General features: G+C 52.4%; 26 protein-coding genes and 2 rRNA genes (1 of these 28 only partly in view). 19 read left to right on the plus strand and 9 right to left on the minus strand.

Features of this window, described 5'->3' with window-relative positions; genetic code table 11:
• The 3 genes from OGX67_RS10510 to OGX67_RS10520 all read left to right on the plus strand — a co-directional run.
• A 23S ribosomal RNA gene (locus tag OGX67_RS10510) occupies positions 1-40 on the plus strand; it begins 2845 nt to the left of the window's first position.
• A gap of 90 nt (positions 41-130) precedes the next feature.
• Positions 131-246, plus strand: a 5S ribosomal RNA gene (rrf, locus tag OGX67_RS10515).
• A gap of 510 nt (positions 247-756) precedes the next feature.
• On the plus strand, positions 757-2055 hold the full coding sequence (locus tag OGX67_RS10520) for an MFS transporter (protein WP_003037551.1): 1299 nt from the start codon (positions 757-759) through the stop codon (positions 2053-2055).
• Here the strand turns inward: OGX67_RS10520 and OGX67_RS10525 are convergent.
• The 5 genes from OGX67_RS10525 to trxC form a co-directional block, all read right to left on the minus strand.
• Positions 2052-2387, minus strand: coding sequence for a YfiM family lipoprotein (locus tag OGX67_RS10525; RefSeq protein WP_153687927.1), 336 nt, complete (start codon positions 2385-2387; stop codon positions 2052-2054). The genes OGX67_RS10520 and OGX67_RS10525 overlap by 4 nt on opposite strands.
• A gap of 32 nt (positions 2388-2419) precedes the next feature.
• On the minus strand, positions 2420-3775 hold the full coding sequence (gene pssA / locus OGX67_RS10530) for a CDP-diacylglycerol--serine O-phosphatidyltransferase (protein ID WP_008319601.1): 1356 nt from the start codon (positions 3773-3775) through the stop codon (positions 2420-2422).
• A gap of 114 nt (positions 3776-3889) precedes the next feature.
• A complete protein-coding gene (locus OGX67_RS10540) occupies positions 3890-6550 on the minus strand; it encodes a bifunctional acetate--CoA ligase family protein/GNAT family N-acetyltransferase (RefSeq protein WP_257651567.1) in 2661 nt (886 codons plus the stop codon).
• Between the two features lie 36 nt (positions 6551-6586).
• Complete coding sequence (gene tapT / locus OGX67_RS10545) at positions 6587-7285, minus strand: tRNA-uridine aminocarboxypropyltransferase (RefSeq protein WP_192465360.1); 699 nt, start codon at positions 7283-7285, stop codon at positions 6587-6589.
• 69 nt (positions 7286-7354) lie between these two features.
• Positions 7355-7774: a thioredoxin TrxC gene (gene trxC, locus OGX67_RS10550; RefSeq protein ID WP_003037559.1), complete on the minus strand. Its 420-nt coding sequence runs from the start codon at positions 7772-7774 to the stop codon at positions 7355-7357.
• A gap of 207 nt (positions 7775-7981) precedes the next feature.
• On the opposite strand from trxC, the gene OGX67_RS10555 reads away from it, so the two are divergent.
• Entirely contained in the window at positions 7982-9061 is a 1080-nt protein-coding gene (locus OGX67_RS10555) for a tRNA/rRNA methyltransferase (protein ID WP_048218418.1), read from the plus strand.
• Positions 9062-9094: 33 nt separating this feature from the next.
• Here the strand turns inward: OGX67_RS10555 and ung are convergent, their stop codons facing one another.
• On the minus strand, positions 9095-9784 hold the full coding sequence (gene ung / locus OGX67_RS10560) for a uracil-DNA glycosylase (RefSeq protein WP_003037561.1): 690 nt from the start codon (positions 9782-9784) through the stop codon (positions 9095-9097).
• Positions 9785-10101: 317 nt separating this feature from the next.
• Between ung and grcA the strand changes: the two genes are divergently transcribed.
• Positions 10102-10485 (plus strand): autonomous glycyl radical cofactor GrcA, encoded by a 384-nt coding sequence (grcA, locus tag OGX67_RS10565; RefSeq protein ID WP_003037563.1) that lies wholly within the window; start codon positions 10102-10104, stop codon positions 10483-10485.
• Positions 10486-10564: 79 nt separating this feature from the next.
• On the opposite strand, the gene eamB is transcribed toward grcA, so the two are convergent.
• On the minus strand, positions 10565-11152 hold the full coding sequence (eamB, locus tag OGX67_RS10570; protein WP_032949823.1) for a cysteine/O-acetylserine transporter: 588 nt from the start codon (positions 11150-11152) through the stop codon (positions 10565-10567).
• A gap of 102 nt (positions 11153-11254) precedes the next feature.
• Here eamB and OGX67_RS10575 point away from each other — a divergent pair, with 102 nt between their 5' ends.
• Entirely contained in the window at positions 11255-12151 is an 897-nt protein-coding gene (locus tag OGX67_RS10575; protein ID WP_086504434.1) for a LysR family transcriptional regulator, read from the plus strand.
• Between the two features lie 17 nt (positions 12152-12168).
• Here the strand turns inward: OGX67_RS10575 and srmB are convergent, their stop codons facing one another.
• Positions 12169-13497, minus strand: a complete 1329-nt coding sequence (srmB, locus tag OGX67_RS10580) for an ATP-dependent RNA helicase SrmB (RefSeq protein ID WP_003037569.1) — start codon at positions 13495-13497, stop codon at positions 12169-12171.
• A 130-nt stretch (positions 13498-13627) separates the two neighbouring features.
• Between srmB and trmN the strand changes: the two genes are divergently transcribed.
• Positions 13628-14365, plus strand: a complete 738-nt coding sequence (gene trmN / locus OGX67_RS10585; protein WP_257651566.1) for a tRNA(1)(Val) (adenine(37)-N(6))-methyltransferase TrmN — start codon at positions 13628-13630, stop codon at positions 14363-14365.
• Here trmN and nadB read toward each other — a convergent pair.
• A complete protein-coding gene (gene nadB, locus OGX67_RS10590; protein WP_286526464.1) occupies positions 14350-15972 on the minus strand; it encodes an L-aspartate oxidase in 1623 nt (540 codons plus the stop codon). The genes trmN and nadB overlap by 16 nt on opposite strands.
• Positions 15973-16277: 305 nt before the next feature.
• Between nadB and rseD the strand changes: the two genes are divergently transcribed.
• The 12 genes from rseD (at position 16278) to acpS (ending at position 25862) form a co-directional block, all read left to right on the plus strand.
• Positions 16278-16400 carry a rpoE leader peptide RseD gene (gene rseD / locus OGX67_RS10595; protein ID WP_223306697.1) on the plus strand — a complete coding sequence of 41 codons (123 nt, stop codon included), beginning with the start codon at positions 16278-16280 and terminating at the stop codon, positions 16398-16400.
• A complete protein-coding gene (gene rpoE, locus OGX67_RS10600) occupies positions 16397-16972 on the plus strand; it encodes an RNA polymerase sigma factor RpoE (protein WP_003037573.1) in 576 nt (191 codons plus the stop codon). Before rseD ends, rpoE begins: the two co-directional genes overlap by 4 nt.
• Positions 16973-17003: 31 nt before the next feature.
• Entirely contained in the window at positions 17004-17654 is a 651-nt protein-coding gene (gene rseA / locus OGX67_RS10605) for an anti-sigma-E factor RseA (protein WP_003037574.1), read from the plus strand.
• Complete coding sequence (rseB, locus tag OGX67_RS10610; protein WP_003037575.1) at positions 17654-18610, plus strand: sigma-E factor regulatory protein RseB; 957 nt, start codon at positions 17654-17656, stop codon at positions 18608-18610. The genes rseA and rseB overlap by 1 nt, the downstream gene beginning before the upstream one ends.
• On the plus strand, positions 18607-19071 hold the full coding sequence (gene rseC / locus OGX67_RS10615) for a SoxR-reducing system protein RseC (protein ID WP_286526466.1): 465 nt from the start codon (positions 18607-18609) through the stop codon (positions 19069-19071). Before rseB ends, rseC begins: the two co-directional genes overlap by 4 nt.
• Positions 19072-19341: 270 nt before the next feature.
• Positions 19342-21141, plus strand: a complete 1800-nt coding sequence (lepA, locus tag OGX67_RS10620) for a translation elongation factor 4 (protein WP_003037577.1) — start codon at positions 19342-19344, stop codon at positions 21139-21141.
• A gap of 15 nt (positions 21142-21156) precedes the next feature.
• The gene (lepB, locus tag OGX67_RS10625; protein WP_257651564.1) at positions 21157-22131 is read left to right on the plus strand and encodes a signal peptidase I; all 975 of its coding nucleotides are present in this window, start codon (positions 21157-21159) and stop codon (positions 22129-22131) included.
• Positions 22132-22400: 269 nt separating this feature from the next.
• A complete protein-coding gene (rnc, locus tag OGX67_RS10630) occupies positions 22401-23081 on the plus strand; it encodes a ribonuclease III (protein WP_003037579.1) in 681 nt (226 codons plus the stop codon).
• On the plus strand, positions 23078-23983 hold the full coding sequence (gene era, locus OGX67_RS10635) for a GTPase Era (protein ID WP_198903294.1): 906 nt from the start codon (positions 23078-23080) through the stop codon (positions 23981-23983). The genes rnc and era overlap by 4 nt, the downstream gene beginning before the upstream one ends.
• 27 nt (positions 23984-24010) lie before the next feature.
• Positions 24011-24739, plus strand: coding sequence for a DNA repair protein RecO (recO, locus tag OGX67_RS10640; protein ID WP_071697626.1), 729 nt, complete (start codon positions 24011-24013; stop codon positions 24737-24739).
• 11 nt (positions 24740-24750) lie between these two features.
• Positions 24751-25482, plus strand: coding sequence for a pyridoxine 5'-phosphate synthase (gene pdxJ / locus OGX67_RS10645; RefSeq protein WP_016150781.1), 732 nt, complete (start codon positions 24751-24753; stop codon positions 25480-25482).
• On the plus strand, positions 25482-25862 hold the full coding sequence (acpS, locus tag OGX67_RS10650; protein ID WP_003037588.1) for a holo-ACP synthase: 381 nt from the start codon (positions 25482-25484) through the stop codon (positions 25860-25862). The genes pdxJ and acpS overlap by 1 nt, the downstream gene beginning before the upstream one ends.
• Positions 25863-25864 lie beyond the last annotated feature (2 nt).

The raw sequence follows: 25864 nt of genomic DNA on the forward strand, positions 1-25864 counted from the left end.
TTGAGCTAACCGATACTAATGAACCGTGAGGCTTAACCTTACAACGCCGAAGATGTTTTGGCGAAGAGACGACATTCAGCTTGATACAGATAAGATTAACCGGCGAAAAGCGGGTTAATAACAGAATTTGCCTGGCGGCTGTAGCGCGGTGGTCCCACCTGACCCCATGCCGAACTCAGAAGTGAAACGCCGTAGCGCCGATGGTAGTGTGGGGTCTCCCCATGCGAGAGTAGGGAACTGCCAGGCATCAAATAAAAGCGAAAGGCCCGGTCGAAAGACCGGGCCTTTTGTTTTATCTGTGGTCTGTCGGTGAGCGCTCTCCTGAGGAGGACAAATCCGCCGGGAGCGGATTTGAACGTTGCGCAGCAACGGCCCGGAGGGTGGCGGGCAGGACGCCCGCCATAAACTGCCAGGCATCAAATAAAGTGAAGAAGCCCATCCTGACGGATGGGCTTTTTTGCGTGTGTGCGGGGTAAAAACCGCCGGGCTGAACGTATTGTGCAGGCCTGATAAGCGCAGCGCATCACGTAATTCCGGCGGCAGATTGCTGGATTCGACCTAACCACCTTAATCGATTAACAAAAGCACACTGTCACGGATCTCTCCCTCGAACATATCTGAATCCTTTCTCTGCTAATTAAAACTGTGATCTTTCCTGCATAATAATATATAACAATTATATAACATTTAATTCACCAAAAAACACACAACCATCATTGATAAATTCATGCGATCGTTGGCAGGGGTACAATTCTAATGGCTGATAGTAGTGTAACTGAGAACGGGGCTCTGGCAGACGGCGATACCCGCCGTCGTATATGGGCGATTGTCGGAGCATCATCAGGGAATCTGGTCGAATGGTTTGATTTCTATATCTACTCTTTCTGTTCTCTTTATTTTGCTCATATCTTTTTCCCATCAGGAAATACCACCACACAACTCTTACAAACCGCCGGCGTGTTTGCCGCAGGCTTCTTGATGCGACCAATTGGAGGCTGGTTGTTTGGCCGTATTGCGGATAAGCACGGGCGTAAAAAGTCCATGTTGCTGTCCGTTTGTATGATGTGTATGGGATCGTTGGTGATCGCTTGTCTACCGGGATATGAAACTATCGGTACCTGGGCCCCTGCGTTATTACTGCTGGCCAGACTATTCCAGGGGTTATCTGTAGGTGGTGAATACGGAACCAGCGCGACCTATATGAGTGAAGTTGCCGTTGAAGGTAAGAAAGGTTTTTATGCTTCATTCCAGTACGTGACGTTAATCGGCGGACAGTTACTGGCATTGTTGGTTGTGGTCATATTACAGCACACGTTAGAAGACTCTGCGCTCAGAGCGTGGGGGTGGCGTATTCCATTTGCGTTGGGCGCCGTGCTGGCTATTGTTGCGCTATGGCTGCGTCGCCAACTGGATGAAACCTCGAAACAGGACGTTCGCGCGCTGAAAGAAGCGGGTTCCCTGAAAGGTCTGTGGCGTAATCGCAAAGCCTTTGTCATGGTGCTTGGCTTTACCGCCGCGGGTTCGTTGTGTTTTTACACGTTCACAACCTACATGCAGAAATACCTGGTCAATACAGCTGGTATGCATGCCAACGTAGCCAGCGGGATTATGACGGCGGCACTGTGTGTGTTCATGCTGGTTCAACCGCTGTTCGGCGCTTTGTCAGATAAGATTGGCCGGCGTACTTCAATGCTGTGTTTTGGCGCGTTGGCTGCGATTTTCACTGTTCCCATTCTGACAGCATTGCAAAGCGTAACATCCCCGTATATGGCGTTTGCTCTGGTGATGTGTGCCCTGTTAATCGTGAGTTTCTATACGTCAATCAGCGGTATTTTGAAGGCTGAGATGTTCCCGGCGCAGGTGCGCGCTCTGGGAGTTGGCTTATCTTATGCGGTGGCTAATGCCCTGTTTGGTGGCTCAGCTGAATATGTGGCGTTATCCCTGAAGTCTGTCGGTATGGAAACGACATTCTTCTGGTACGTCACCGCGCTGGCAGTTGTCGCGTTTTTAGTATCGCTGATGCTGCATGGGAAGGGGAAAGGTCTGCGCCTCTAATAATGTGCCAGTTGCCAGACCGCATAGCCGGTAGACGCGCCTGCAACATCCCAGGCGAAGTCCTTCCAGCTCCAGCCGCTCCCTGCGGGACGGCTGTCCCACAGTTCTTTTGACGCGCCCAGGCTGACTGAGAACATCAGGCCGATAGCCGCACTGCGATCGCGGCTGTTGCCCTGATGTTGGGCATATTCATTGCCGGCTGCGGCAAGCATGGCGGAGGCGATGAAGTGTTGAGCTTTGTCTTGCCCACTCCACTGGTCGTTAGCCATGTGGCTGCAGCCAGAAATGGCCAGGATGCTGGTAAGAATGAACAGGCGCACCGTTGCCTCCATATGAAAAACCCCGTCACTGGACGGGGTCTTGATTACAGAATACGGCTAATTAATCTGTCGATACGAATACGGCGTAGTCGACGAATGAGCTTACGCACTTTGACTGGATAGTCAGCAATACTTTGCAGGTCGCGATAGTGCTTAACGACGGTAGTATGCGTACGGATAAGCTCCAGCTCTTTATCGCGCTGGGGAGTCAGCTCTTGCTTAGGATCGTGGATAAGGATGGCGTTTTCCAGATCCAGACGCCAGGCGCGAGGGTTAAGGTTGTTGCCGGTGAGCAGCATCCATTTATCATCAACCCACATACCTTTCAGATGATAGGTGTTGTCATCATCTTTCCATAGGCGTACGACCAGCTGGTCGGTATTCACGTAATACTGCAATCTGCTCAGGAAACGGCGCAGATTTATTTCATACAGATAAGGCAGCGCACCGATGATCTTGAATGGCTCATCTTCTGGAATGAAAAAGTCGTTGGCGGTTTTATCACCGACAATGATTTCAACCTTTTTCCCTTCACGCAGCAGTTGAATGATATTGCGCACCAGTATGGCGGGCAGGTTGAAATAAGGGGTACAGATTGTGAGTTTGTGCTCCGCGCAGGGCATAAGATGGAAAATGGTCTTATTTAACAGACTGGATTTCCCAAGGCCCACCAGAGGCGTAACCGAAAGCTGTTCGTTATCAGCATCACCCTGAAAATGGAATGACGCATCACGCAGTTCTTGGCGGTACAGGCGGATATCGTTTTTAATTTCCGGGCTTTTAGGTCGGTTGATATCATCAAGGCGGTTAACGCCACGACCCTTTATCAGGTTCTGCGTAACCCAATCGAACATGATATCGGCCATTTGCGCATTGCGAATCAACTGATAACGGTCATAGCGATATTTATCATGCTGATGCAGGTAAACATCGTTCAGACTGGCCCCGCTGTACAGGACGCTGTCATCGATAATAAAGCCTTTGAAATGCAGGACGCCAAGCGCTTCACGGGTGTTAATCGGAACGCCATAAACAGGAATATCGATACCAGGGTTTTCTTGCGCCATTCGGCAATACCAGTCAGCATTAGTATTGGATGCCGCAGCCCCAATACGACCGCGCTGAGCTCTGTGCCAGTCGACAAGCACCCGGACATCCAGTTCAGGACGCTGCCGTTTTGCCGCATAGAGAGCGTCAAGTATGCCTTTGCCACCGTCATCCTGTTCCAGGTACAGCGCAATAATGCAGATCCGTCGCGTCGCGCTGGCTATTTTTTCCAGCAGAGTCTCCCTGAAATTAGCGGGAGCATAAAAGAAATCTACATCATCAACTGACTGAGAAATCTTGGGTAGTTGGGCAAGGTGTTGTTGATGTTTATTACGCTTAAATTTTGACAACATCACAGTGCATTTCTTCTCTGTTCATTGAAGGGTCCTCTGTGCTATGCAGACGACATAAGCGGGCAATGATACCACCAGTACCCATTAATGTGGTCAACATTTCCAGTACCTTACTCACGATTCCTCACATTGGGCCAGATTAAGCGTTAGCCCAACAATTCCCTCTTCGAGCTGGACGTCAACAACAAACCCGAGTTTTCGGGCCAGGGCGACCATCCCACGATTGTTTGGCATCGTAATACCATTCAAACGTATAAGTCCGTGATCTCGGGTATATGCAATTAATTTTTCCATCAATCGGCGACCCAGTCCAAGCCCTTTGAGATCGGAACGAACCAGTACGGCAAACTCAGCATCTACGTTATCAGGATCCGAGATTGCTCGCGTTACGCCGAGGATCTCTTCGTGATTATCTTTACAACGCACCGCAACAAAAGCCATTTCCCGATCGTAGTCGATCTGCGTCATATTGGCTAAATCTTCGTGGGTAAATTCATTGATCTCACTGAAATAGCGATAATAAAGATCTTCTTTTGTCACTTGAGAAATGAACTGCTGTAGATGAGGTTCATCCTCCGGTAAAATGGGGCGGAACAGACAGCGCTGGCCGTTCTTCAACTCCACCCACTCTTCAAGCTGATGGGGGTAGGGACGTACAGCCAGTCTGCTTTCGTTATCTCCCGTGAAAGGGGCAATATCCAGCGTAACGTCCAGCGCGGTAAATTCTTCGGCGGAGGCCAGCAGCGGATGGATATCCAGACGCTGAATCTCCGGGCAGTCGACGATCAGGTTGGAGACCTGCACCAGAAGTTGGCTCAACCCGGCGATATCCAGCGGACGTAGTGCGCTGCGAGCGCGGATCTTTTTATTTTTGATCCCCTGGATCACCAGATAACGCGCCAGATTCATGTTCAATGGCGGCAAGGCCACCACGGCTTGCTCTTCCGGTCGCCACTCAACACCACCTTCACCCAGCATAATCAACGGGCCAAATACCGGGTCGTGTTCAACGACGACGCGAAGCTCTTGAGCACCAGCGCGATTCGCCATACTTTGTACTAATAAACCGTGAATGCGTGCCTGCGGCCAGGCCATTTTTACCCGATCGAAAATGGCATTGGCAGCCTGCTGCACTTCTGTTGCTGTACGCAGGTAGAGCATTACCCCCTGAACTTCCGACTTATGCGGGATATCAGGAGAACGCAGCTTGAGCGCCACCGGGTAGCCGATTTGCTCCGCGATGTGTACGGCCTCTGCGCTGTCGCTGGCGATCCATGTCGGCAGTGTATGTAAGCCATAGGCCTGTAAAATAGGCTGAACTTCATGAGTATCCAGTGACGTTGCGCCTTCTGCAATCGCCTGTTGTAACAGATTATGCGCTTCGGCGGTGTTGGTGGTCAGATTGTCGGGTAGCGCTGGCGTTTCACGCAGTTGCTTCTGGTTACGCCGGTACTCCACCATATGCATAAATGCAGTGATAGTGCCTTCAGGCGTGCGGTAGGTTGGTAATCCGGCTTCGCTAAACAGTCTGCGGGCTTCCTGAGAGGAAAACTCTCCGCACCAGTTGGTCAGCAACGAGACGAATTTTCCTCGGGGATGATGCTTTACCGCTTCAATCAATGCCTGTGCGCTTTCGGTTCCGGGAGCGGCTGCGCTGGGTGAATGAATCACCATCAACGCGTCGAAATCCTGGCTGGCGAGCAAAATATCCAGCGTCTTAACGTAGTGTTCGCTGCTGGCGTCATCACGCAGATCCAGTGGGTTGGCGATATCAACATGTTCAGGCAATGCATCTCGTAATTTCTGGCGGGTGTCTTCACTCAACGTCGCCAACTTGCCATTTTTTGACCACAGTTCATCTAATGCCAGTGCGGCAGGCGCGGCCCCATTGCTGATGATCATCAGCCTGTCGCCACGTAGTGGACGCATGTGGCTCAAGGTTTCGACTGCTGAGAACAGCTCGTGAGTGTCTTGTACGCGCAGTAAACCGGCGCGCTGAATAGCTGCATCCCACGCAGGGTCCATCCCGGCGCTGGTATGCAGTAAACGCTGCGCTGCAGGGCTGCGACCGCTCTTAATCACCAGAATAGGTTTATTGCGCGAGGCGCTACGGGCGGCGGAAACAAAGCGCCGGGCATCACTTAAATGTTCGAGATACAGCAATATCGCGCTGGTTTTACTGTCGCGTGCCAGGTAATCCAGTAGCTCATCAACGTCGATATCCAGGCTATCACCCAGCGCGATAAAGTAAGAAAAGCCCATTTCTCTCTGCTGTGCCCAGTCGAGTATGGTATTGGATACGGCGGCGGATTGAGAGATGAAAGCTAACTTGCCGCGCTTAATCGGGACGGGGGAAAAGCTGGCGTTAAGTCCTTGCCAGGGGGCGAGAAGTCCCAGGCTGTTGGGACCCAGAAGACGTATGTTGTAGCGTGATGCGCAGGCCAGCAGCTCCGCGTGCTGCGCCGAGGGAGCTGAGAGAATAATGCAGGTTTTACAGCCTTTCTCGCCAAGTGCTTCGAGTAATGCCAGGTTACGGCTGGCATTGGTGCACAACACGGCGAGATCGGGGCTAAAAGGCAGGCTGTTGATATTGGGCCACGCCAGTACGCCCAACACCGCTTTCCATGCGGGCGTCACCGGTAAAACAGGTCCATTGAAACCGCCGGCAAGCAGGTTACGCATCATCAGGTAACCCGCGCGATTAGGCTTCATTGATGCCCCAATCACCGCAATGGATTTCGGTCGCAATAGTGCTTCCAGACCACGCTGACTCATATCGGCTTCCTTAATGACACCAGTGACCGAATGATTTTAAACGTTTTCTGATGAATCTGCTGTGACGCTTCCCTGATGTTGAGTTTTTCCTGCCAGGTAGCGGGTTTTAAAGCGAGTAAAATGATCGCTTAACCCTTCTGCGGCTTGCGTATCTCCCGCCAGATCCAACAAGGCGATGGCCACCTCGGCTGTGCAATATTGCCCTTCGGCGTGAACGCCACGCAGGTGGTAAGCAGAAAGGCGTGATAAATCAACAGAGATCACCGGCAGGTTATCGAGGTACGGGCTTTTGCGGAACATTTTACGCGCCTCAGGCCAGGTGCCGTCGAGCATGATAAACAATGGGGGCTTACCGGCTGGTGGCGTGAAGATCACTTCACGCTCTTCACCCGCATAGGAGGCCGGGAATACAACCATCGGCTGGTAATCCGGATTTTTTACCAGTTCCAGCAGCGCCTGCGGCGGCTCGGTACGCGACCACTGAAAAGCCGTGGTATCGGGCAGAATATCAGCAATTAAACGCCCCGTGTTGCTGGGCTTCATCGGCTCGGTATCAAACATCACCAGACAAAAGCGACTTTTTGCCTCAGAGGGCGCCAGAGTTGCGCACAAGCAGAGCCTCTGCGGCAGCAGGCAGCGTTGACAGCGGCGAACGCGATTACCTCGGGCAAGGAAAGGACGCGTGGCGCGCGCGAGGCGCTCAGCGCGTAACTGAAGAACAGCGTTATCGGTCATGGGGAAACACGTTGAAAAACGCTATTGTCGCAGAGGTGAAAACGGGGCACAAGATGCGCCCCGTAGAGATTATAATGATTCGTTAAGCCAGCTATCAAACGGGGCTTTTGGTACAGCGCCGTTAAGCATGTCGACGATTTCACCTTTTCTGAAGATCATGATGGTCGGAATGCTGCGGATACCGAAACGGGCGCTGAGTTCACGCTCGGCTTCCGTATTCACTTTAACAAAACGCACTTTGCCGCTACGCTCTTCCGCGACATCTTCAAAAATCGGGGCGAAGTTACGACATGGACCACACCAGGGGGCCCAAAAGTCAACGACAACCGGGAGATCGTCTTTTAACAGTTTATCCAGTGTCTCACCGGTCGCATTGATCACCTCCCCATCAAACAGGTCGTGACCACAGCGTCCGCATTTAGCCGCTTCCTGGACACGATCGTCAGGGATGCGGTTGATAGCCTGGCAGCTGGTACAAACGGTATTCATAACTAACCTCTGGATGAGTGGAGTGGACTTCACGGCATAAACGCCAGTATGTTTCTATTATGTTACATATTATCGGAGAGTCTGTTCTAAACAACAATGCGTTTTATTCAATGAGTACAATAGTCCTTAGCTTTTAAATGAAATAATGGCTAACGACGTGCACATCGGGTAATCTGCGCGCTTCGCGCAGAGCAGGTGGAGAAAAACATGAGCGACGAACTGAAGAACAAAAACGGCAAGGTCAAAGTGATGTACGTCCGCAGTGACGATGACTCGGATAAACGCACCCAAAATCCACGTACTGGCAAAGGCGGCGGTCGCCCCGGTACTTCCCGAGCCGAAGGCGGTCGTCGCCCTGCCCGTGATGAACGAAAGGGTCCGAACAGCGAACGTGGTCGTGAACGCGGGCGTGACCGCGATGTAGAACGCGACCGCAGACGTGAAGATTCACCGTGGCGTACCGTTTCCCGCGCACCGAATGATGACGCAGCGGATAAAGCCGATCACGGCGGTATTAGCGGTAAGAGCTTTATCGATCCTGAAGTATTACGCCGTCAGCGCGCGGAAGAAACCCGCGTTTATGGTGAGAATGCCTGTCAGGCTCTGTTCCAGAGTCGTCCGGACGCTATCGTCCGCGCCTGGTTTGTTCAGAGCGTAACCCCGCGTTTTAAAGAAGCATTACGCTGGATGGCGGCAAACCGCAAAGCCTATCACGTGGTTGACGAAGCCGAGCTGGCGAAAGCCTCTGGCACTGAACACCACGGTGGCGTCTGTTTCCTGATCAAAAAACGTAACGGTACTACCGTTAAGCAGTGGGTCGGTCAGGCAGGGGCACAGGATTGCGTGCTGGCACTGGAAGATATCGCTAACCCGCATAACCTGGGCGGTATGATGCGTAGCTGCGCGCACTTCGGTGTGAAAGGCGTGGTGGTTCAGGATGCGGCGCTGCTGGAATCGGGGGCGGCTATCCGTACCGCTGAAGGTGGAGCAGAGCATGTTCAGCCGATTACCGGTGACAGCATTGTCGATGTGTTGGACGATTTCCGTAACGCGGGTTACACGGTAGTGATGACCTCAAGCGTGAAAGGTAAACCGCTGTTTACTACCGCGCTGCCGGAAAAAATGGTGCTGGTATTGGGGCGTGAGCGTGAAGCTCTGCCAGAAGCAGCATGTTCAGCCGACGACCTGTGTGTGGCGATTGACGGTACCGGCAAGGTAGAAACGCTCAATGTTTCTGTCGCGACCGGCGTGTTGCTCGCGGAGTGGTGGCGTCAGAACAAAGCCTGATAATAAAAATGCCAGCGAATCGCTGGCATTTTTTTACTCGCTCTCTGCGGGTAATACCGGCATCCAGTCAATTGGTTTTTCACCTCGTTGTTCCAGCCATTCATTAGCCAGTACAAAGTGATTGCAACCAAAGAAACCGCGATGCGCAGAGAGCGGTGATGGGTGTGGCGCTTTCAACACATGGTGACGCTGCGCATCAATAATCGCGCCTTTCTTCTGTGCGTGAGAACCCCAGAGCAGGAAAACCACGCCTTCCCGATGTTGGTTAATCAGGCTGATGACTTTATCGGTAAAGGTTTCCCATCCAAGGCTGGCGTGAGAATGTGCCTGACCGGCGCGAACGGTGAGTACGGTGTTGAGTAACAGTACGCCCTGGCGTGCCCAGCTTTCCAGATATCCGTGCGTGGGGCGTGTGAAGCCGGGAATTGTTGCTTCCAGCTCTTTGTACATGTTCAGCAACGAAGGCGGAGTGGCAATGCCGGGGCGGACAGAGAACGCGAGACCGTGTGCCTGGCCTGGGCCGTGGTAAGGATCCTGACCCAGGATGACAACTTTCACGTCACCAAGCTCGGTAAAACGAAACGCGTTAAACACATCTTTTTGCGGCGGATAAATTGTCATTCCTGACTGACGCTCGCCGGCAACAGTATGCAGTGTGTTAACAAAATAAGGCTGCTGTTTTTCTTCAGCCAGCACATCGTGCCAGGTTAATTCGGTGGCCATCTCGCTCTCCTGCGAATTTTCAATCCCCCTAGCTTAACTGCTTCTTTCGACGTCGCAAAATTCTGTACGTTTCTCAATGGTCTACCCCTTAAAGATAGTTGAAAATTTATGTAAAAAGTTTAGCTGTGTACACGACGTAAGTTGATGTAAAACAATAAAATCTATCTATCACCACTTTTCATGTGTGGTTTTTATTGATTTAAATCAAAGATTCGAGGGTGTGTGAGGGGTATATATACACTCAAGCAACAATGGTTTTACCAATTGGCCGGATGACGGCCAACCGAGATCAAATAATTTTGCCGGGGAGGCATCAAATGATTACAGGTATCCAGATTACTAAAGCTGCAAACGACGACCTGCTGAACTCTTTCTGGCTGCTGGACAGCGAAAAAGGCGAAGCACGCTGCATCGTTGCGAAAGCAGGTTTCAATGCTGATGAAGTCGTTGCTGTCAGCAAACTGGGCGAAATCGAATACCGTGAAGTACCGGTAGACGTACAGCCGGAAGTCCGCGTGGAAGGTGGTCAGCACCTGAACGTGAACGTTCTGCGTCGCGAAACGCTGGAAGATGCAGTTAAGCATCCGGAAAAATATCCGCAGTTGACCATCCGTGTTTCTGGTTATGCAGTGCGTTTCAACTCTCTGACCCCAGAACAGCAGCGCGACGTTATTGCTCGTACCTTTACTGAGAGCCTGTAAGGCTCACGGGGAATAACCCCGTTTAGCAAAGAATCAAAAAGCGGAAGATGCCAGTGTATCTTCCGCTTTTTTGCATCCGTTAGTAAAAGATCCTTACCGCGCAATACACCAACAGCAGCGCCAGAATGATATTCAACTGCCGGCCGTAACGGCGAAAAACGCGCTGAAAAAGATGGCCCGCCAGCGCCCAGCAGGCATTTCCGAAGGTGCCGATCAGCGCCAACAGAATACTCACCCCAATCAGCCAGTGTGCGTCCTGAGTGTACGGTAATACAAACGTGGATAACGCGGTAATGCCGTACAAAATGATTTTGACGTTAACAAACTGCAAGCCAAAACTCGCCCAGAAGCTAATCGGCTCTGACAGCAAACCATCGTTTGTAGCCGGGCTGGTGGCGATCTTCAGCGCCAGCCACAGGATATAAGCTGCCCCAGCCCAACTGAGCCAATGGATAATGGCAGGATCCATAACCGCCAGTGAAAATGAAATCCCGGCGCACATCAGCATGACGATTAAAAAGCCCAAACTCATTCCGGCCAGTACGCGCGTACTCTGACGAAAACCGTGTGATGTCGCGGCACTGAGCGCAAGGATGTTGTTTGGTCCGGGGGTTAGCGCGGTAATCAATGTATAGGTCCAGAATGCACTTAAAAGGGTGGGGGTCACTTGTTATCTCCTCTGTTTTGGTAGACAGTACCCGAGACAAAACATTTAAAAAAATGAATGTTTTTGCATTCTGAATTCGATATTTTCGATGGGTTAGTGCGAATGGATTTACGTCGGTTTATTACGTTAAAAACAGTGGTGGAAGAGGGCTCATTCCTGCGGGCATCACAAAAACTGTGTTGTACGCAATCAACAGTTACCTTTCATATTCAACAGCTTGAGCAAGAACTTTCGGTGCAGTTGTTTGAAAAAATTGGACGCCGGATGTGTCTCACCAGTGAGGGAAAACGGCTGATGCCGCATATCCATGACCTGACTCGCGTGATGGCATCGATTCGACAGTCAGCACATCAGGATGCGCAGCCGAGCGGCGAGCTACGTGTCGCGACGGGCGAAACGCTGCTGGCGTATAAAATGCCGCAGGTTTTACAGCGATTTAAACAACGTGCGCCCCATGTGCGGTTGTCTTTACAGTCACTCAATTGCTATGTCATTCGCGATGCGTTGCTCAGTGATGAGGTCGATCTGGGGGTGTTTTATCGGGTGGGTAATGACGATGCCCTTGAGTTGATGCCGCTAGGCGATCAGTCACTGGCATTAGTTGCTTCACCGCTGCTCCAGCACGTTGATTTTACTCAGTATAACCAGCACATTCCCTGCAGTTTTATCATTAATGAGCCGCAATGTATTTTCAGACAGCGCTTCGAGGGGCTACTGCGTAAACGACAGATTACGCTGGAAAATACCATTGAGCTATGGAGCATTGAAAGCATTAAGCAGTGCGTATCGGCAAATCTTGGGGTCAGCTTTTTGCCGCGTTTTGCCGTTGAGAAGGAGCTACGTTCTGGGGAATTGATTGAATTACCGTACAGTGAACAACCTGAGTTAATTACGGCATTGTGTGGTTATCATGCCGGAAAAGTCGTTAGTCCGGCGATGCGGGTGTTTCTTGAGTGTATTGAAGAGAGTTTTGCATCACGTGAAAAAATGCCGGGCTAAACGGCCCGGCATTCGGTTTACTCTTTGTCGGACTGCTGGGTAGCAGCTCCGCTCGGCTTACGACGTTTGCCGATATTTTTTGCATCGCGGTGACGTTTTTTCACCCGCGGCTTCTCTTTCTCTTTCGCTTTTTTCTCGGCGCGCTTCGCCAGCACTTTCTTGGATGGTTTACCGTTGGATTTCTCACTTGGCGCGCGCGTGGTTGGACGCAGTTCGTCGATGACGCGTGCTTTCAGCGGTTCGTCAATATAGCGGCTCGCTTTGCCGAGAAGTAGATGGTCGTGCGCTTCAACCAAAGAGATCGCAGTACCTTTACGACCTGCGCGACCGGTACGGCCAATGCGGTGCAGATAGGCATCGCCACTGCGCGGCATGTCGAAGTTAAACACATGGCTGACGTCAGGAATATCGATCCCGCGAGCGGCAACGTCGGTGGCTACCAGCACGTTCACGCGGCCATCGGTCAGGCGTTTGATCGCTTCATTGCGTTTGTTCTGCACCATCTCGCCTTCGAGATAGCAGTTGTTAATGCCCGCCTGGCGCAGCCAGCCTGCCAGCTCGTGCACACGCTCGCGTTTACGTACGAAGACAATCGAGCGGGTCGCTTCCGGCTGTTTTAACAGATGGATCAACAGCGCAGTTTTGTGCTCGATGTCATCGGCACGGTAGTAAAACTGATGGATCTTCTTGCGTTCGCGGGTGGACGGATCCGCTGAGACTTCGACCGGATCTTCCAACAGACGCTCGGCAAAATCTTTAATCGCATCGCCTTCCAGCGTGGCGGAGAACAGCATGGTTTGCTTACGCCAGCGGGTTTCACCGGCGATATGTTCGATGTCCTGGGCAAAACCCATGTCCAGCATACGATCTGCTTCATCGAGAATTAGCGTCTCAACCGCATGGCAGTCGAAGTTTTCTTCTTTAATGTATTGCAGCAGACGACCCGTGGTGGCAACCACGATGTCCTGGTTTTCGCTAAAGACTTCCATGTGGTTCATGTAAGCCACGCCGCCGGTAATGGTCGCGATATCCAGATGCGTATTTTTCGCCAGCTCACGGGCGTGTTCAGCAACCTGCATCGCCAGTTCGCGCGTTGGCGTCAGGATTAAAATGCGCGGCGGACCAGATTTCTTGCGTGGGAAGTCGAGCAGGTGCTGCAACGCTGGCAGCAAATATGCCGCCGTTTTACCGGTGCCTGTCGGCGCAGAACCGAGTACATCACGGCCATCGAGCGCAGGCGGAATGGCGGCAGCCTGAATGGCGGTCGGGCGAGTGAAACCTTTTTCCTGGAGGGCATCCAGAAGGCTTTCATCGAGTTCAAGTTCGGAAAAAGTCGTTACAGTCATGTTCTACCTCTGAGTGGGGCGCTGATTATAGACGTTACGGCTGCAATCTTCATCTGTTTGTATGGATATACCTTCTCAGGTATTGTTTTTATCCTATGTTATCGTTTTTTTTCCAGGAAGGTTGTTCTTCATGCCCCAGTCTACATCCGTACTGAAACGTAATGGATTTACTTTTAAGCAGTTTTTTGTGGCACACGATCGCTGTGCAATGAAAGTCGGAACGGACGGTATTTTATTGGGGGCCTGGGCTCCCGTTGCGGGCGTAAAGCGGATCCTGGATATTGGTACCGGGAGCGGCCTGTTGGCGCTGATGCTGGCCCAGCGCACTGATGAAAACGTCATCATTGACGCCGTGGAGCTTGATGTCGACGCCGCGCAGCAGGCGCAGGAGAACATCGCGCAATCTCCGTGGATGCATCGCGTGAGTGTTCATACAGAAGATGCGCAACAGTGGATACCGCGTCAGACCGTGCGTTTTGATTTGATAATCAGCAATCCTCCCTATTATAAACAGGGCGTGGAATGCGCTACACCGCAGCGCGAGCAGGCCCGCTATACCATCTCGCTCGATCACCAGGCGTTGCTTACGTTGGCGGCGGACTGCATTACGGAAGACGGTTTTTTTTGTGTGGTGCTACCGGAGCAGATTGGTAACGCATTTACTCAGCAGGCGCTTAGCATGGGCTGGCATCTGCGATTGCGCACGGATGTAGCAGAAACCGAGGCCCGTCTACCGCATCGGGTATTGCTGGCATTCTCCCCGCAGGCCGGGGAGTGCTTTAGCGACAGGCTGGTGATCCGTGGGCCAGACCAACGTTACTCTGAAGGTTATACGGCGCTGACCCAGGCGTTCTATCTGTTTATGTGATGAATGAGCGGCGAGAGAATTGACGGGCCCGCCTCTGGAAGCTGTTCTGGATAATCCAGCGTGTAGTGCAGGCCCCGACTCTCTTTGCGCATCATCGCGCAGCGGACAATCAGCTCGGCAACCTGCACCAGATTGCGCAGCTCCAGTAGGTTGTTCGACACACGGAAATGGGCGTAATACTCGTCGATTTCCTGTTGCAGCATGGTGATACGGCGCAGAGCGCGTTCCAGGCGCTTGGTCGTACGGACAATACCGACGTAATCCCACATGAACAGCCGCAGTTCATGCCAGTTATGCTGGATAACAACCAACTCATCCGGATTTTCTACCCGGCTTTCATCCCAGCCCGGGAGCGTGCTGACGCCGCGTGCATAAGGCATACGCCTGTCGATATCTTCAGCCGCGGACCAGCCGTAAACAAGACACTCCAGCAATGAGTTCGATGCCATCCGGTTGGCGCCATGCAGGCCGGTGTAACTCACTTCGCCGATCGCATACAGCCCATCGACATCGGTACGGCCAAAGTCATCAACCATCACGCCGCCGCAGGTATAGTGCGCGGCAGGCACGATGGGAACAGGCTCTTTGGTTAGATCAATGCCCAGTCCCAGCAACTTTTCATAAATCATCGGGAAATGCTGACGAACAAATTTTTCCGGTTTATGACTGATATCGAGGAACATGCAATCTGCACCCAGGCGCTTCATTTCATGATCAATGGCGCGGGCGACAATATCGCGGGGAGCCAGTTCGCCACGCTCGTCAAAATCGGGCATAAAGCGTGAACCGTCCGGGCGTTTCAGGTGCGCGCCTTCGCCGCGCAGCGCTTCGGTCAGCAGAAAATTGCGCGCCTGCGGATGATACAGCGCTGTTGGGTGAAACTGGTTAAACTCCAGGTTGGCGACGCGGCATCCCGCACGCCAGGCCATTGCAATTCCGTCACCCGAGGAAATATCCGGATTGGTGGTGTATTGATACACCTTTGACGCGCCGCCGGTTGCCAGCACTACCGACTTCGCATGGCAGGTTTCGACGGCTTCTTTATTACGATTCCAGATCCAGGCTCCGACAACCCGACGCGTTCCTGGCAGACCGATTTTATCGGAGACAATCAGGTCGACAGCATTACTGCGCTCGAGAACCCGGATGTTGGGGTGATTTTGTGCCTGGCTGACGAGGGTGGTTTCGACTTCTTTGCCGGTAGCATCCGCAGCGTGCAGGATACGTCGATGGCTGTGACCGCCTTCACGGGTCAGGTGATAGCTCTCTTCACCGTTAGGCTGAACCTGCGTATCAAATAAGACGCCCTGATCGATTAGCCATTGAACGCAGGTACGGGCATTGCTGGTGACAAATTCAACCGCATGGCGATCGCACAACCCGGCCCCGGCAATCAGCGTATCTTCAACGTGGGAGTCGATACTGTCGGTTTCATCGAAAACCGCGGCAATACCGCCCTGGGCATAAAATGTCGAGCCTTCGCTGACCGGCCCTTTGCTCAGGACAATAACCTGATGTTTTTCAGCCAGGCGCAGCGCCAGTGAGAGTCCGGCAGCCCCGCTGCCAATGATCAGCACGTCACAGGATAATTCAGGAGTCGTATTCATGATTTTTGTTTAATTTACTAAACAGTGTTTGGTCACCATAGCACCACATTGCGCGATACTGCACGTTTTATTTTTAAACGTGTTGCAATGACTAAACATGAAAGAAAAACATGATGAGGGTGAAATAGGCAAAAATATTTTGTGAAGCAGGCCGTTAGCATCAGATTATGTGATGAAATAAAGTGCCCGTTGGGTTACTCTGCAAGCGGTGAAATGGGCATTTCTGTACAGATAGTGCGTTGATCGGGTTATGTAGACTTATAATGAGAGATAAGACCTGTCTACAACATGACAAACAAAAAACAATGCGTAACGGAACTTTACGAAACTTGAGCACTCTAAGCATTTGCTTGCTCATAGTGAAGCTGATGGAGTGGCGTTTCGAAGGCGCGTGGAAATTTGGTTTGGGGAGACTTTACCTCGGATGAGCGAGCAGTTAACGGACCAGGTCCTGGTAGAACGGGTCCAGAAGGGAGATCAGAAAGCCTTTAACCTACTGGTAGTGCGCTATCAGCATAAGGTGGCGAGTCTGGTTTCTCGCTATGTACCGTCGGGTGATGTACCCGATGTAGTACAAGAAGCATTTATCAAAGCCTATCGTGCGCTGGACTCGTTCCGGGGGGATAGTGCTTTTTATACCTGGCTGTATCGTATTGCGGTCAATACAGCGAAGAATTACCTGGTCGCTCAGGGGCGTCGTCCACCTTCCAGTGATATAGATGCGATTGAAGCAGAAAATTACGAAAGTGGCGGTGCGCTGAAAGAAATTTCGAACCCTGAGAACTTAATGTTGTCAGAAGAACTGAGACAGATAGTTTTCCGAACTATTGAGTCCCTCCCGGAAGATTTACGCATGGCAATAACCTTGCGGGAGCTGGATGGCCTGAGCTATGAAGAGATAGCCGCTATCATGGATTGTCCGGTGGGTACGGTGCGTTCACGTATCTTCCGAGCGAGGGAAGCTATTGATAATAAAGTTCAACCGCTTATCAGGCGTTGACGATAGCGGGATACTGGAAAAGGTATTAGGCATGCAGAAAGAAAAACTTTCCGCTTTAATGGATGGCGAAACGCTGGATACTGAGTTGCTCAAAGAGCTGGCTCACGACCCGGAAATGCAAAAAACCTGGGAGAGTTATCACCTGATTCGCGATTCCATGCGAGGTGATACTGCCGACGTTCTCCATTTCGATATTTCCGCCCGCGTAATGGCCGCCATCCAGGATGAGCCGGTACGTCAGACGGCGCCATTGATTCCTGAGGCCCAGCCAGCACCGCACCAGTGGCAGAAAATGCCGTTCTGGAAGAAAATGCGTCCGTGGGCCGCGCAGCTTACTCAAATGGGTGTGGCCGCGTGTGTATCACTTGCAGTTATTGTTGGCGTCCAGCACTATAATGGGCAATCTGAAACGTCCCAGCAGCCCGAAACGCCGGTATTTAATACATTACCGATGATGGGTAAAGCCAGTCCGGTAAGCCTGGGTGTACCTTCTGATGCGACGGCCAGCGGCGGTCAACAACAGCAGGTACAGGAGCAGCGTCGTCGTATTAATGCCATGTTGCAGGATTACGAACTGCAACGTCGACTGCACTCTGAACAGCTTCAGTTTGAGCAGGCCCAGACACAGCAAGCCGCTGTGCAGGTGCCAGGAATTCAAACTTTAGGAACGCAATCGCAGTAATGAAGCAACTTTGGTTTGCCATGTCACTTGTGGCTGGTAGCCTGTTCTTCTCTGTCAACGCCTCGGCCAATCCTGCGTCCGGGGCGTTGTTGCAGCAGATGAATCTGGCCAGCCAGTCGCTCACCTATGAGCTGTCATTTGTCAGCATCAATAAGCAGGGTGTTGAATCCCTACGTTATCGCCATGCCCGCCAGGATAACCGTCCGCTCGCGCAACTGTTGCAAATGGATGGTCCGCGCCGGGAAGTGGTGCAACGTGGCAACGAAATCAGCTATTTTGAGCCAGGTCTCGAACCGTTCACGCTGAACGGCGACTATATCGTTGACTCACTGCCCTCCCTGATTTACACCGACTTCAAACGTCTTGCTCCCTACTATGATTTTATCTCAGTAGGCCGCACCCGTATTGCCGACAGGCTCTGTGAAGTGATCCGCGTTGTGGCGCGTGACGGCACCCGTTACAGCTATATCGTTTGGATGGACACTGAGACCAAGCTGCCAATGCGTGTTGATCTTCTTGACCGTGATGGCGAAACGCTGGAACAGTTCCGCGTCATCGCGTTTACTGTTAACAACGGTGTCAGCGACAGCATGCAGACGCTGGCGAAAGCCAATCTGCCGCCGTTGCTGTCAGTTCCTGCGGGTGAGAAAACCAACTTCAACTGGAGTCCGTCGTGGTTGCCGCAAGGCTTCAGCGAGGTGTCCAGCAGTCGACGTCCGCTGCCGACGATGGATAACATGCCGATCGAATCACGGCTTTATTCCGATGGTCTGTTCAGTTTCTCCGTGAACGTAAACCGCGCGACGCAAAACAGCGCCGATCAGCTGCTGCGCACTGGACGCCGCACGGTTAGCACCAGCGTGCGAGATAATGCCGAAATCACTATTGTCGGTGAGCTTCCGCCGCAAACGGCGAAGCGTATCGCGGACAATATTAAGTTCAGGGCAGCACAATGATTAAAGAGTGGGCGACGGTCGTCTCCTGGCAAAATGGTCTGGCGACGGTCAGCTGTGATGTTAAAGCATCATGTAGCAGCTGTGCTTCCCGGGCCGGATGCGGGAGCCGCGTGCTGAACAAACTGGGACCACAGACCACACACACCATCGTGGTGCCCTGCGACGAACCCTTGACCCCTGGTCAAAAAGTTGAACTGGGCATTGCCGAAGGTAGCCTGCTCGGTTCGGCGATGTTGGTCTACATGTCTCCGTTGGCGGGACTGTTTCTTTTCGCGGCGCTATTCCAGGTGCTGTTTGGTTCCGATCTTGCGGCATTAAGCGGAGCAGTGCTGGGGGGCGTGGGCGGATTCCTGATTGCTCGTGGATACTCTCGTAAGCTTGCTGAACGCGAAGCCTGGCAGCCGGTCATTCTGAACGTTGCTCTCCCACCCGATCTTATTAGCGTCGAAACCCAGCAGTGATATCTTTGCCTGATGGCTCTGCGCTTATCAGGCCTACAGCGTCCTCAGATGCAGGCGTAGGCCGGATAAGGCGTTTATGTCGCCATCCGACAAAAGTTTCATCGACTTTGCAAAGTTGTTTCCAGTTCCCGCTATCCTTGCTCTATGAACATTTCCTCGCCTCAGCGTTGTAGTGTAGAATGCGGCGTTTCACTTAAACAGACGTTAAGCTCAGAACAGCGACTTCTCAGAGCCTGCTCAGGCGGGCGTAAGGCACAATAATTACACTATATGAAGAACATACGTAACTTTTCAATCATAGCTCACATCGACCACGGTAAATCGACGCTGTCTGACCGTATTATCCAGATCTGCGGTGGCCTGTCTGACCGTGAAATGGAAGCGCAGGTTCTCGACTCGATGGATCTTGAGCGTGAGCGCGGTATTACTATCAAAGCGCAGAGCGTGACGCTCGATTTCAAAGCATCTGATGGTGAAACCTATCAGCTTAACTTTATCGACACCCCGGGCCACGTTGACTTCTCGTATGAAGTTTCCCGTTCGCTTGCCGCCTGTGAAGGTGCACTGCTGGTGGTTGATGCCGGGCAGGGCGTAGAAGCACAGACCCTGGCTAACTGCTATACCGCCATGGAAATGGATCTGGAAGTGGTGCCGGTTCTGAACAAAATCGACCTACCGGCCGCCGATCCTGAACGCGTAGCGGAAGAGATCGAAGATATCGTCGGTATCGATGCGACAGATGCCGTTCGCTGCTCGGCGAAAACCGGCGTTGGCGTCACTGACGTTCTTGAACGTCTGGTACGCGACATTCCGCCGCCGGAAGGTGATCCGGAAGGCCCATTACAGGCGCTGATCATCGACTCCTGGTTCGACAACTACCTTGGCGTGGTGTCGCTGGTGCGTATTAAAAACGGCACCATGCGTAAAGGCGACAAAATTAAAGTAATGAGCACCGGTCAGGTCTATAACGCCGACCGCCTGGGGATCTTCACGCCAAAACAGGTTGACCGTACCGAGCTGAAATGCGGCGAGGTAGGTTGGTTGGTTTGTGCGATTAAAGACATCCTCGGCGCGCCGGTTGGCGATACCCTGACGCAGGCGCGTAACCCGGCAGACAAACCGCTGCCAGGCTTTAAAAAAGTGAAGCCACAGGTTTACGCCGGTCTGTTCCCGGTGAGCTCTGACGACTATGAAAACTTCCGTGACGCGCTTGGCAAGCTGAGCCTGAACGACGCCTCCCTGTTCTACGAACCGGAAAGCTCTACCGCGCTGGGCTTCGGCTTCCGTTGTGGCTTCCTTGGTCTGCTGCACATGGAGATCATCCAGGAACGTCTGGAGCGTGAATATGATCTGGATCTGATCACTACCGCGCCGACTGTAGTCTACGAAGTCGAAACCACGGCGAAAGAGACTATCTACGTCGATAGTCCGTCCAAGCTGCCGCCGCTGAACAACATCTACGAACTGCGTGAGCCGATCGCTGAGTGTCACATGCTGCTGCCGCAGGCTTACCTTGGCAACGTCATCACCCTGTGTATCGAGAAGCGTGGCGTCCAGACCAACATGGTTTACCACGGTAACCAGGTGGCGCTGACCTATGAAATCCCGATGGCGGAAGTAGTACTCGATTTCTTCGACCGTCTGAAGTCGACCTCTCGCGGCTATGCGTCGCTGGACTATAACTTCAAACGCTTCCAGGCGTCTGACATGGTGCGCGTTGATGTCCTTATCAACAACGAACGTGTCGATGCGCTGGCGCTGATTACTCACCGCGACAACTCCCAGAGCCGTGGCCGCGAACTGGTTGAGAAGATGAAAGATCTAATCCCTCGCCAGCAGTTTGATATCGCGATCCAGGCGGCCATTGGTACGCACATCATCGCGCGTTCAACCGTGAAGCAGCTGCGTAAAAACGTTCTGGCGAAATGCTACGGCGGTGATATCAGCCGTAAGAAAAAGCTGCTGCAAAAACAGAAAGAGGGTAAAAAGCGCATGAAGCAGATCGGTAACGTCGAACTGCCGCAGGAAGCGTTCCTCGCCATTCTGCATGTCGGTAAAGACAGCAAATAATCTTAAGGAGTTGGCATGGCGAACATGTTTGCCCTGATTCTGGTGATTGCCACACTGGTGACGGGCATTTTATGGTGCGTAGATAAATTCATCTTCGCACCAAAACGCCGGGAGCGTCAGGCAGCAGCGCAAGCTGCTGCAGGTGATTCACTGGATAAAGCAACGCTGAAAAAAGTATCCCCTAAGCCGGGCTGGCTGGAAACCGGGGCATCCGTTTTCCCGGTACTGGCGATTGTGCTGGTGGTACGTTCATTTATTTATGAGCCGTTCCAGATCCCGTCAGGTTCGATGATGCCGACGCTGCTTATCGGTGACTTTATCCTGGTGGAGAAATTCGCCTACGGGATTAAAGATCCGATTTACCAGAAAACGCTGATCGAAACCGGTCATCCGAAACGCGGTGATATCGTGGTGTTTAAATACCCGGAAGATCCGCGCCTGGACTACATTAAACGTGCTGTCGGTTTACCGGGAGACAAAGTAACGTACGATCCAGTGGCGAAAGAGGTGACTATTCAGCCAGGATGCCGTTCCGGTCAGGCGTGTGAAAACGCGCTGCCGGTAACGTATTCGGATGTTCAGCCAAGTGATTTCGTGCAGACCTTTGCGCGCCGTAACGGCGGGGAAGCGACCAGTGGCTTCTTTGAAGTTCCGCTGAACAAAACGAAAGAGAACGGTATTCGTCTCTCTGAGCGTAAAGAAACGCTGGGTGAGGTTACGCACCGCATTCTGACCGTGCCAATCGCGCAGGATCAGGTGGGAATGTATTACCGCCAGCCTGGTCAACAACTGGCAACCTGGATCGTCCCGCCAGGGCACTACTTCATGATGGGTGATAACCGTGACAACAGCGCGGACAGCCGTTACTGGGGATTTGTGCCGGAAGCGAATCTGGTGGGTAAAGCGACCGCTATCTGGATGAGTTTCGATAAGCAAGAAGGTGAATGGCCGACCGGTGTGCGTTTAAGCCGTATTGGTGGCATTCACTAATCACCGATAATCGTTCACGTTGTCGTCATTACGGCGGCAGCGTGAATTATTTCTCGGATAAATTCCCGCAGACTAACGACATCCCTTGTCGTTGTGTATAGAATATTCCCCCGAAGTTTTAGGTTGGCACCGACAGGTTGCCACGGCACACGAAACAGCGTTGGTTTGTATATAAAAGCATGCAGGCGAAGCCAGATGGCTCCGCAAAGTGCGTATATCAGGTCTGTTTCGTGTGCTGAATTGTTGACGCATTCATTTATTGGTATCGCATGAACCCCATCGTAATTAATCGGCTTCAACGGAAGCTGGGCTACACTTTTAATCATCAGGAGCTGTTGCAGCAGGCATTAACTCACCGGAGCGCCAGCAGCAAACATAACGAGCGTTTAGAATTTCTGGGCGACTCTATTTTGAGCTTTGTTATCGCTAATGCGCTGTATCACCGTTTCCCACGAGTGGACGAAGGTGACATGAGCCGCATGCGCGCAACGCTGGTTCGCGGCAATACGCTGGCTGAATTAGCCCGTGAGTTTGACCTCGGTGAATGTTTACGTTTGGGGCCTGGTGAGCTGAAAAGCGGCGGCTTCCGTCGTGAATCGATCCTGGCCGATACCGTTGAAGCCTTGATCGGTGGCGTCTTCCTCGACAGCGATATTCAAACCGTTGAGCAATTAATCCTGAACTGGTATCAAACTCGTCTGGATGAAATTAGCCCAGGTGACAAACAAAAAGATCCGAAAACGCGCCTGCAGGAATATTTGCAGGGTCGCCACCTGCCTCTGCCGTCTTATTTGGTGGTACAGGTCCGTGGTGAAGCACACGATCAAGAATTTACTATCCACTGCCAGGTCAGCGGCCTGAGTGAACCGGTGGTTGGCACAGGTTCGAGCCGTCGTAAGGCTGAGCAGGCTGCCGCCGAACAGGCGTTAAAAAAACTGGAGCTGGAATGAGCGAAGAGAAAACTTACTGCGGATTTATTGCCATCGTCGGTCGCCCGAACGTCGGCAAATCCACCCTGTTGAATAATCTGCTTGGGCAGAAGATTTCTATTACCTCACGTAAGGCTCAGACAACACGTCACCGTATTGTTGGCATCCATACTGAAGGCGCGTATCAGGCGATTTATGTTGATACCCCGGGCCTGCATATGGAAGAAAAACGAGCGATCAACCGCCTGATGAACAAAGCGGCGAGCAGCTCGATCGGTGATGTTGAACTGGTTATTTTCGTTGTGGAAGGCACCCGCTGGACGCCGGACGACGAAATGGTGCTCAACAAGCTGCGTGATGGCAAAGCCCCGGTTATTCTGGCTGTGAACAAAGTAGACAACGTTCAGGAAAAAGCCGATCTGCTGCCGCACCTGCAGTTCCTGGCAAGCCAGATGAACTTCCTTGATATCGTGCCGATTTCTGCCGAAACCGGCTTGAATGTCGATACCATCGCGGGCATCGTGCGTAAGCATTTGCCGGAAGCTATTCATCACTTCCCGGAAGATTACATCACCGACCGTTCTCAGCGCTTTATGGCCTCTGAAATCATCCGTGAAAAGCTGATGCGTTTTCTGGGGGCTGAACTGCCGTACTCCGTTACCGTGGAAATTGAGCGTTTTATCTCCAATGAGCGCGGTGGTTACGATATTAACGGTCTGATCCTCGTTGAACGTGAAGGGCAGAAGAAGATGGTTATTGGCAACAAAGGGGCCAAGATCAAAACCATCGGCATCGAAGCGCGTAAAGACATGCAGGAGATGTTCGAAGCGCCGGTTCACCTCGAACTGTGGGTGAAGGTGAAATCCGGCTGGGCCGATGACGAACGCGCGCTGCGTAGCCTCGGTTACGGCGACGACGTCTAAACCCATCTTCTGAAAAACGGCGAGTATATGGAAGGATGGCAACGAGCCTTTGTCTTGCATAGTCGCCCCTGGAGCGAAACCAGTCTCGTGCTGGACGTCTTCACGGAAGAGTCGGGTCGCGTGCGCCTGGTGGCTAAAGGCGCACGTTCCAAACGTTCTAATCTCAAAGGCGCGCTCCAGCCTTTTACCCCGTTGTTGCTTCGCTTTGGTGGGCGTGGAGAGGTCAAAACCCTACGTAGTGCTGAAGCCGTTTCTCTGGCACTCCCTCTTAGCGGTATCACGCTGTACAGCGGCTTGTATATCAACGAGCTTGTCTCGCGCGTACTCGAGTACGAAACCCGCTTTTCTGAACTCTTTTTCGATTACCTGAACTGTATTCAGGCGCTGGCTGGCGCGACGGGTTCGCCAGAACCTGCATTGCGTCGCTTTGAGCTGGCCTTACTTGGACATCTGGGGTACGGCATCGATTTTTCCCACTGTGCGGGCAGCGGCGAGCCGGTAGACGACACCATGACCTATCGTTACCGGGAAGAAAAAGGGTTTATTGCCAGCGTCGTTATTGATAACAACACCTTTACCGGACGCCATCTCAAAGCACTTGAGTCGCGTGAATTTCCTGATGTCGATACGTTACGCGCCGCTAAACGCTTTACCCGCATGGCGTTAAAGCCGTATCTTGGTGGTAAGCCGTTAAAAAGCCGGGAACTGTTCCGGCAATTTATGCCAAAACGCGCAGTAAAAACAAATAATGATTAACGAGGATTGTCATGGCTGAATTACTGTTAGGCGTCAATATTGACCACATTGCCACGTTACGTAATGCACGCGGTACCGCATATCCGGACCCGGTTCAGGCAGCGTTTATCGTTGAACAGGCGGGCGCGGACGGTATTACCGTACATCTGCGTGAAGACCGTCGCCATATCACCGACCGTGACGTGCGTATTTTGCGCCAGACGCTGGATACGCGCATGAATCTGGAAATGGCAGTCACCGAAGAGATGCTGGCGATTGCCGTTGAGACTAAGCCGCATTTTTGCTGCCTGGTGCCGGAAAAACGTCAGGAAGTTACCACTGAAGGTGGTCTGGACGTCGCCGGTCAGCGTGACAAGATGCGCGATGCCTGCAAACGCCTGGCGGACGCAGGCATTCTGGTTTCGCTGTTTATCGATGCCGACGAAGAACAGATTAAGGCCGCTGCGGAAGTTGGCGCGCCGTTTATTGAAATTCACACCGGCTGTTACGCCGATGCGAAAACTGACGCAGAGCAGGCCAGCGAACTGGCGCGTATCGCCAAAGCGGCGACCTATGCTGCAAGCCTTGGCCTAAAGGTGAATGCGGGTCACGGTCTGACGTATCACAACGTTAAAGCTATCGCACGGATCCCGGAAATGCATGAGCTGAACATTGGCCATGCCATTATCGGGCGCGCGGTGATGAGCGGTCTGAAAGATGCCGTAGTCGAAATGAAGCGCCTGATGCTGGAAGCGCGTGGCTAATGGCGATTTTGGGATTAGGTACGGATATCGTGGAGATTGCCCGCATCGAAGCGGTAATTTCCCGTTCCGGCGACCGCCTGGCAAGACGTGTGCTCAGCGACAACGAATGGGCAATCTGGGAAACGCATCAGCAGCCGGTGCGTTTTCTGGCGAAGCGTTTTGCAGTCAAAGAGGCGGCAGCAAAAGCCTTTGGCACGGGTATTCGCAATGGGCTGGCGTTTAATCAGTTTGAAGTCTTTAATGACGAACTCGGTAAGCCGCGTCTGCGATTATGGGGAGAGGCGTTAAAACTGGCGGAAAAACTCGGCGTCGCGCATATGCATGTGACGCTGGCCGATGAGCGTCACTACGCCTGCGCCACGGTGATTATCGAGAGTTAGAT

The sequence above is a fragment of the Citrobacter sp. Cf118 genome (genome assembly GCF_030334095.1).
In the GTDB taxonomy this organism is placed as follows: domain Bacteria; phylum Pseudomonadota; class Gammaproteobacteria; order Enterobacterales; family Enterobacteriaceae; genus Citrobacter; species Citrobacter freundii.

Bases quoted from the DNA above. Each gene is read 5' to 3' on its own strand.
- rseB (WP_003037575.1), top strand. From the start codon at position 17,654: ATGAAGCAACTTTGGTTTGCCATGTCACTTGTGGCTGGTAGCCTGTTC.
- OGX67_RS10555 (WP_048218418.1), top strand. From the start codon at position 7,982: ATGAGCGACGAACTGAAGAACAAAAACGGCAAGGTCAAAGTGATGTAC.
- pdxJ (WP_016150781.1), top strand. From the start codon at position 24,751: ATGGCTGAATTACTGTTAGGCGTCAATATTGACCACATTGCCACGTTA.
- OGX67_RS10520 (WP_003037551.1), top strand. From the start codon at position 757: ATGGCTGATAGTAGTGTAACTGAGAACGGGGCTCTGGCAGACGGCGAT.
- lepA (WP_003037577.1), top strand. From the start codon at position 19,342: ATGAAGAACATACGTAACTTTTCAATCATAGCTCACATCGACCACGGT.
- rpoE (WP_003037573.1), top strand. From the start codon at position 16,397: ATGAGCGAGCAGTTAACGGACCAGGTCCTGGTAGAACGGGTCCAGAAG.
- rseD (WP_223306697.1), top strand. From the start codon at position 16,278: ATGCGTAACGGAACTTTACGAAACTTGAGCACTCTAAGCATTTGCTTG.
- OGX67_RS10525 (WP_153687927.1), bottom strand. From the start codon at position 2,387: ATGGAGGCAACGGTGCGCCTGTTCATTCTTACCAGCATCCTGGCCATT.
- OGX67_RS10540 (WP_257651567.1), bottom strand. From the start codon at position 6,550: ATGAGTCAGCGTGGTCTGGAAGCACTATTGCGACCGAAATCCATTGCG.
- recO (WP_071697626.1), top strand. From the start codon at position 24,011: ATGGAAGGATGGCAACGAGCCTTTGTCTTGCATAGTCGCCCCTGGAGC.
- rseA (WP_003037574.1), top strand. From the start codon at position 17,004: ATGCAGAAAGAAAAACTTTCCGCTTTAATGGATGGCGAAACGCTGGAT.
- lepB (WP_257651564.1), top strand. From the start codon at position 21,157: ATGGCGAACATGTTTGCCCTGATTCTGGTGATTGCCACACTGGTGACG.
- srmB (WP_003037569.1), bottom strand. From the start codon at position 13,497: ATGACTGTAACGACTTTTTCCGAACTTGAACTCGATGAAAGCCTTCTG.
- trmN (WP_257651566.1), top strand. From the start codon at position 13,628: ATGCCCCAGTCTACATCCGTACTGAAACGTAATGGATTTACTTTTAAG.
- rnc (WP_003037579.1), top strand. From the start codon at position 22,401: ATGAACCCCATCGTAATTAATCGGCTTCAACGGAAGCTGGGCTACACT.
- trxC (WP_003037559.1), bottom strand. From the start codon at position 7,774: ATGAATACCGTTTGTACCAGCTGCCAGGCTATCAACCGCATCCCTGAC.
- acpS (WP_003037588.1), top strand. From the start codon at position 25,482: ATGGCGATTTTGGGATTAGGTACGGATATCGTGGAGATTGCCCGCATC.
- tapT (WP_192465360.1), bottom strand. From the start codon at position 7,285: ATGACCGATAACGCTGTTCTTCAGTTACGCGCTGAGCGCCTCGCGCGC.
- grcA (WP_003037563.1), top strand. From the start codon at position 10,102: ATGATTACAGGTATCCAGATTACTAAAGCTGCAAACGACGACCTGCTG.
- ung (WP_003037561.1), bottom strand. From the start codon at position 9,784: ATGGCCACCGAATTAACCTGGCACGATGTGCTGGCTGAAGAAAAACAG.
- pssA (WP_008319601.1), bottom strand. From the start codon at position 3,775: ATGTTGTCAAAATTTAAGCGTAATAAACATCAACAACACCTTGCCCAA.
- rseC (WP_286526466.1), top strand. From the start codon at position 18,607: ATGATTAAAGAGTGGGCGACGGTCGTCTCCTGGCAAAATGGTCTGGCG.
- nadB (WP_286526464.1), bottom strand. From the start codon at position 15,972: ATGAATACGACTCCTGAATTATCCTGTGACGTGCTGATCATTGGCAGC.
- era (WP_198903294.1), top strand. From the start codon at position 23,078: ATGAGCGAAGAGAAAACTTACTGCGGATTTATTGCCATCGTCGGTCGC.
- OGX67_RS10575 (WP_086504434.1), top strand. From the start codon at position 11,255: ATGGATTTACGTCGGTTTATTACGTTAAAAACAGTGGTGGAAGAGGGC.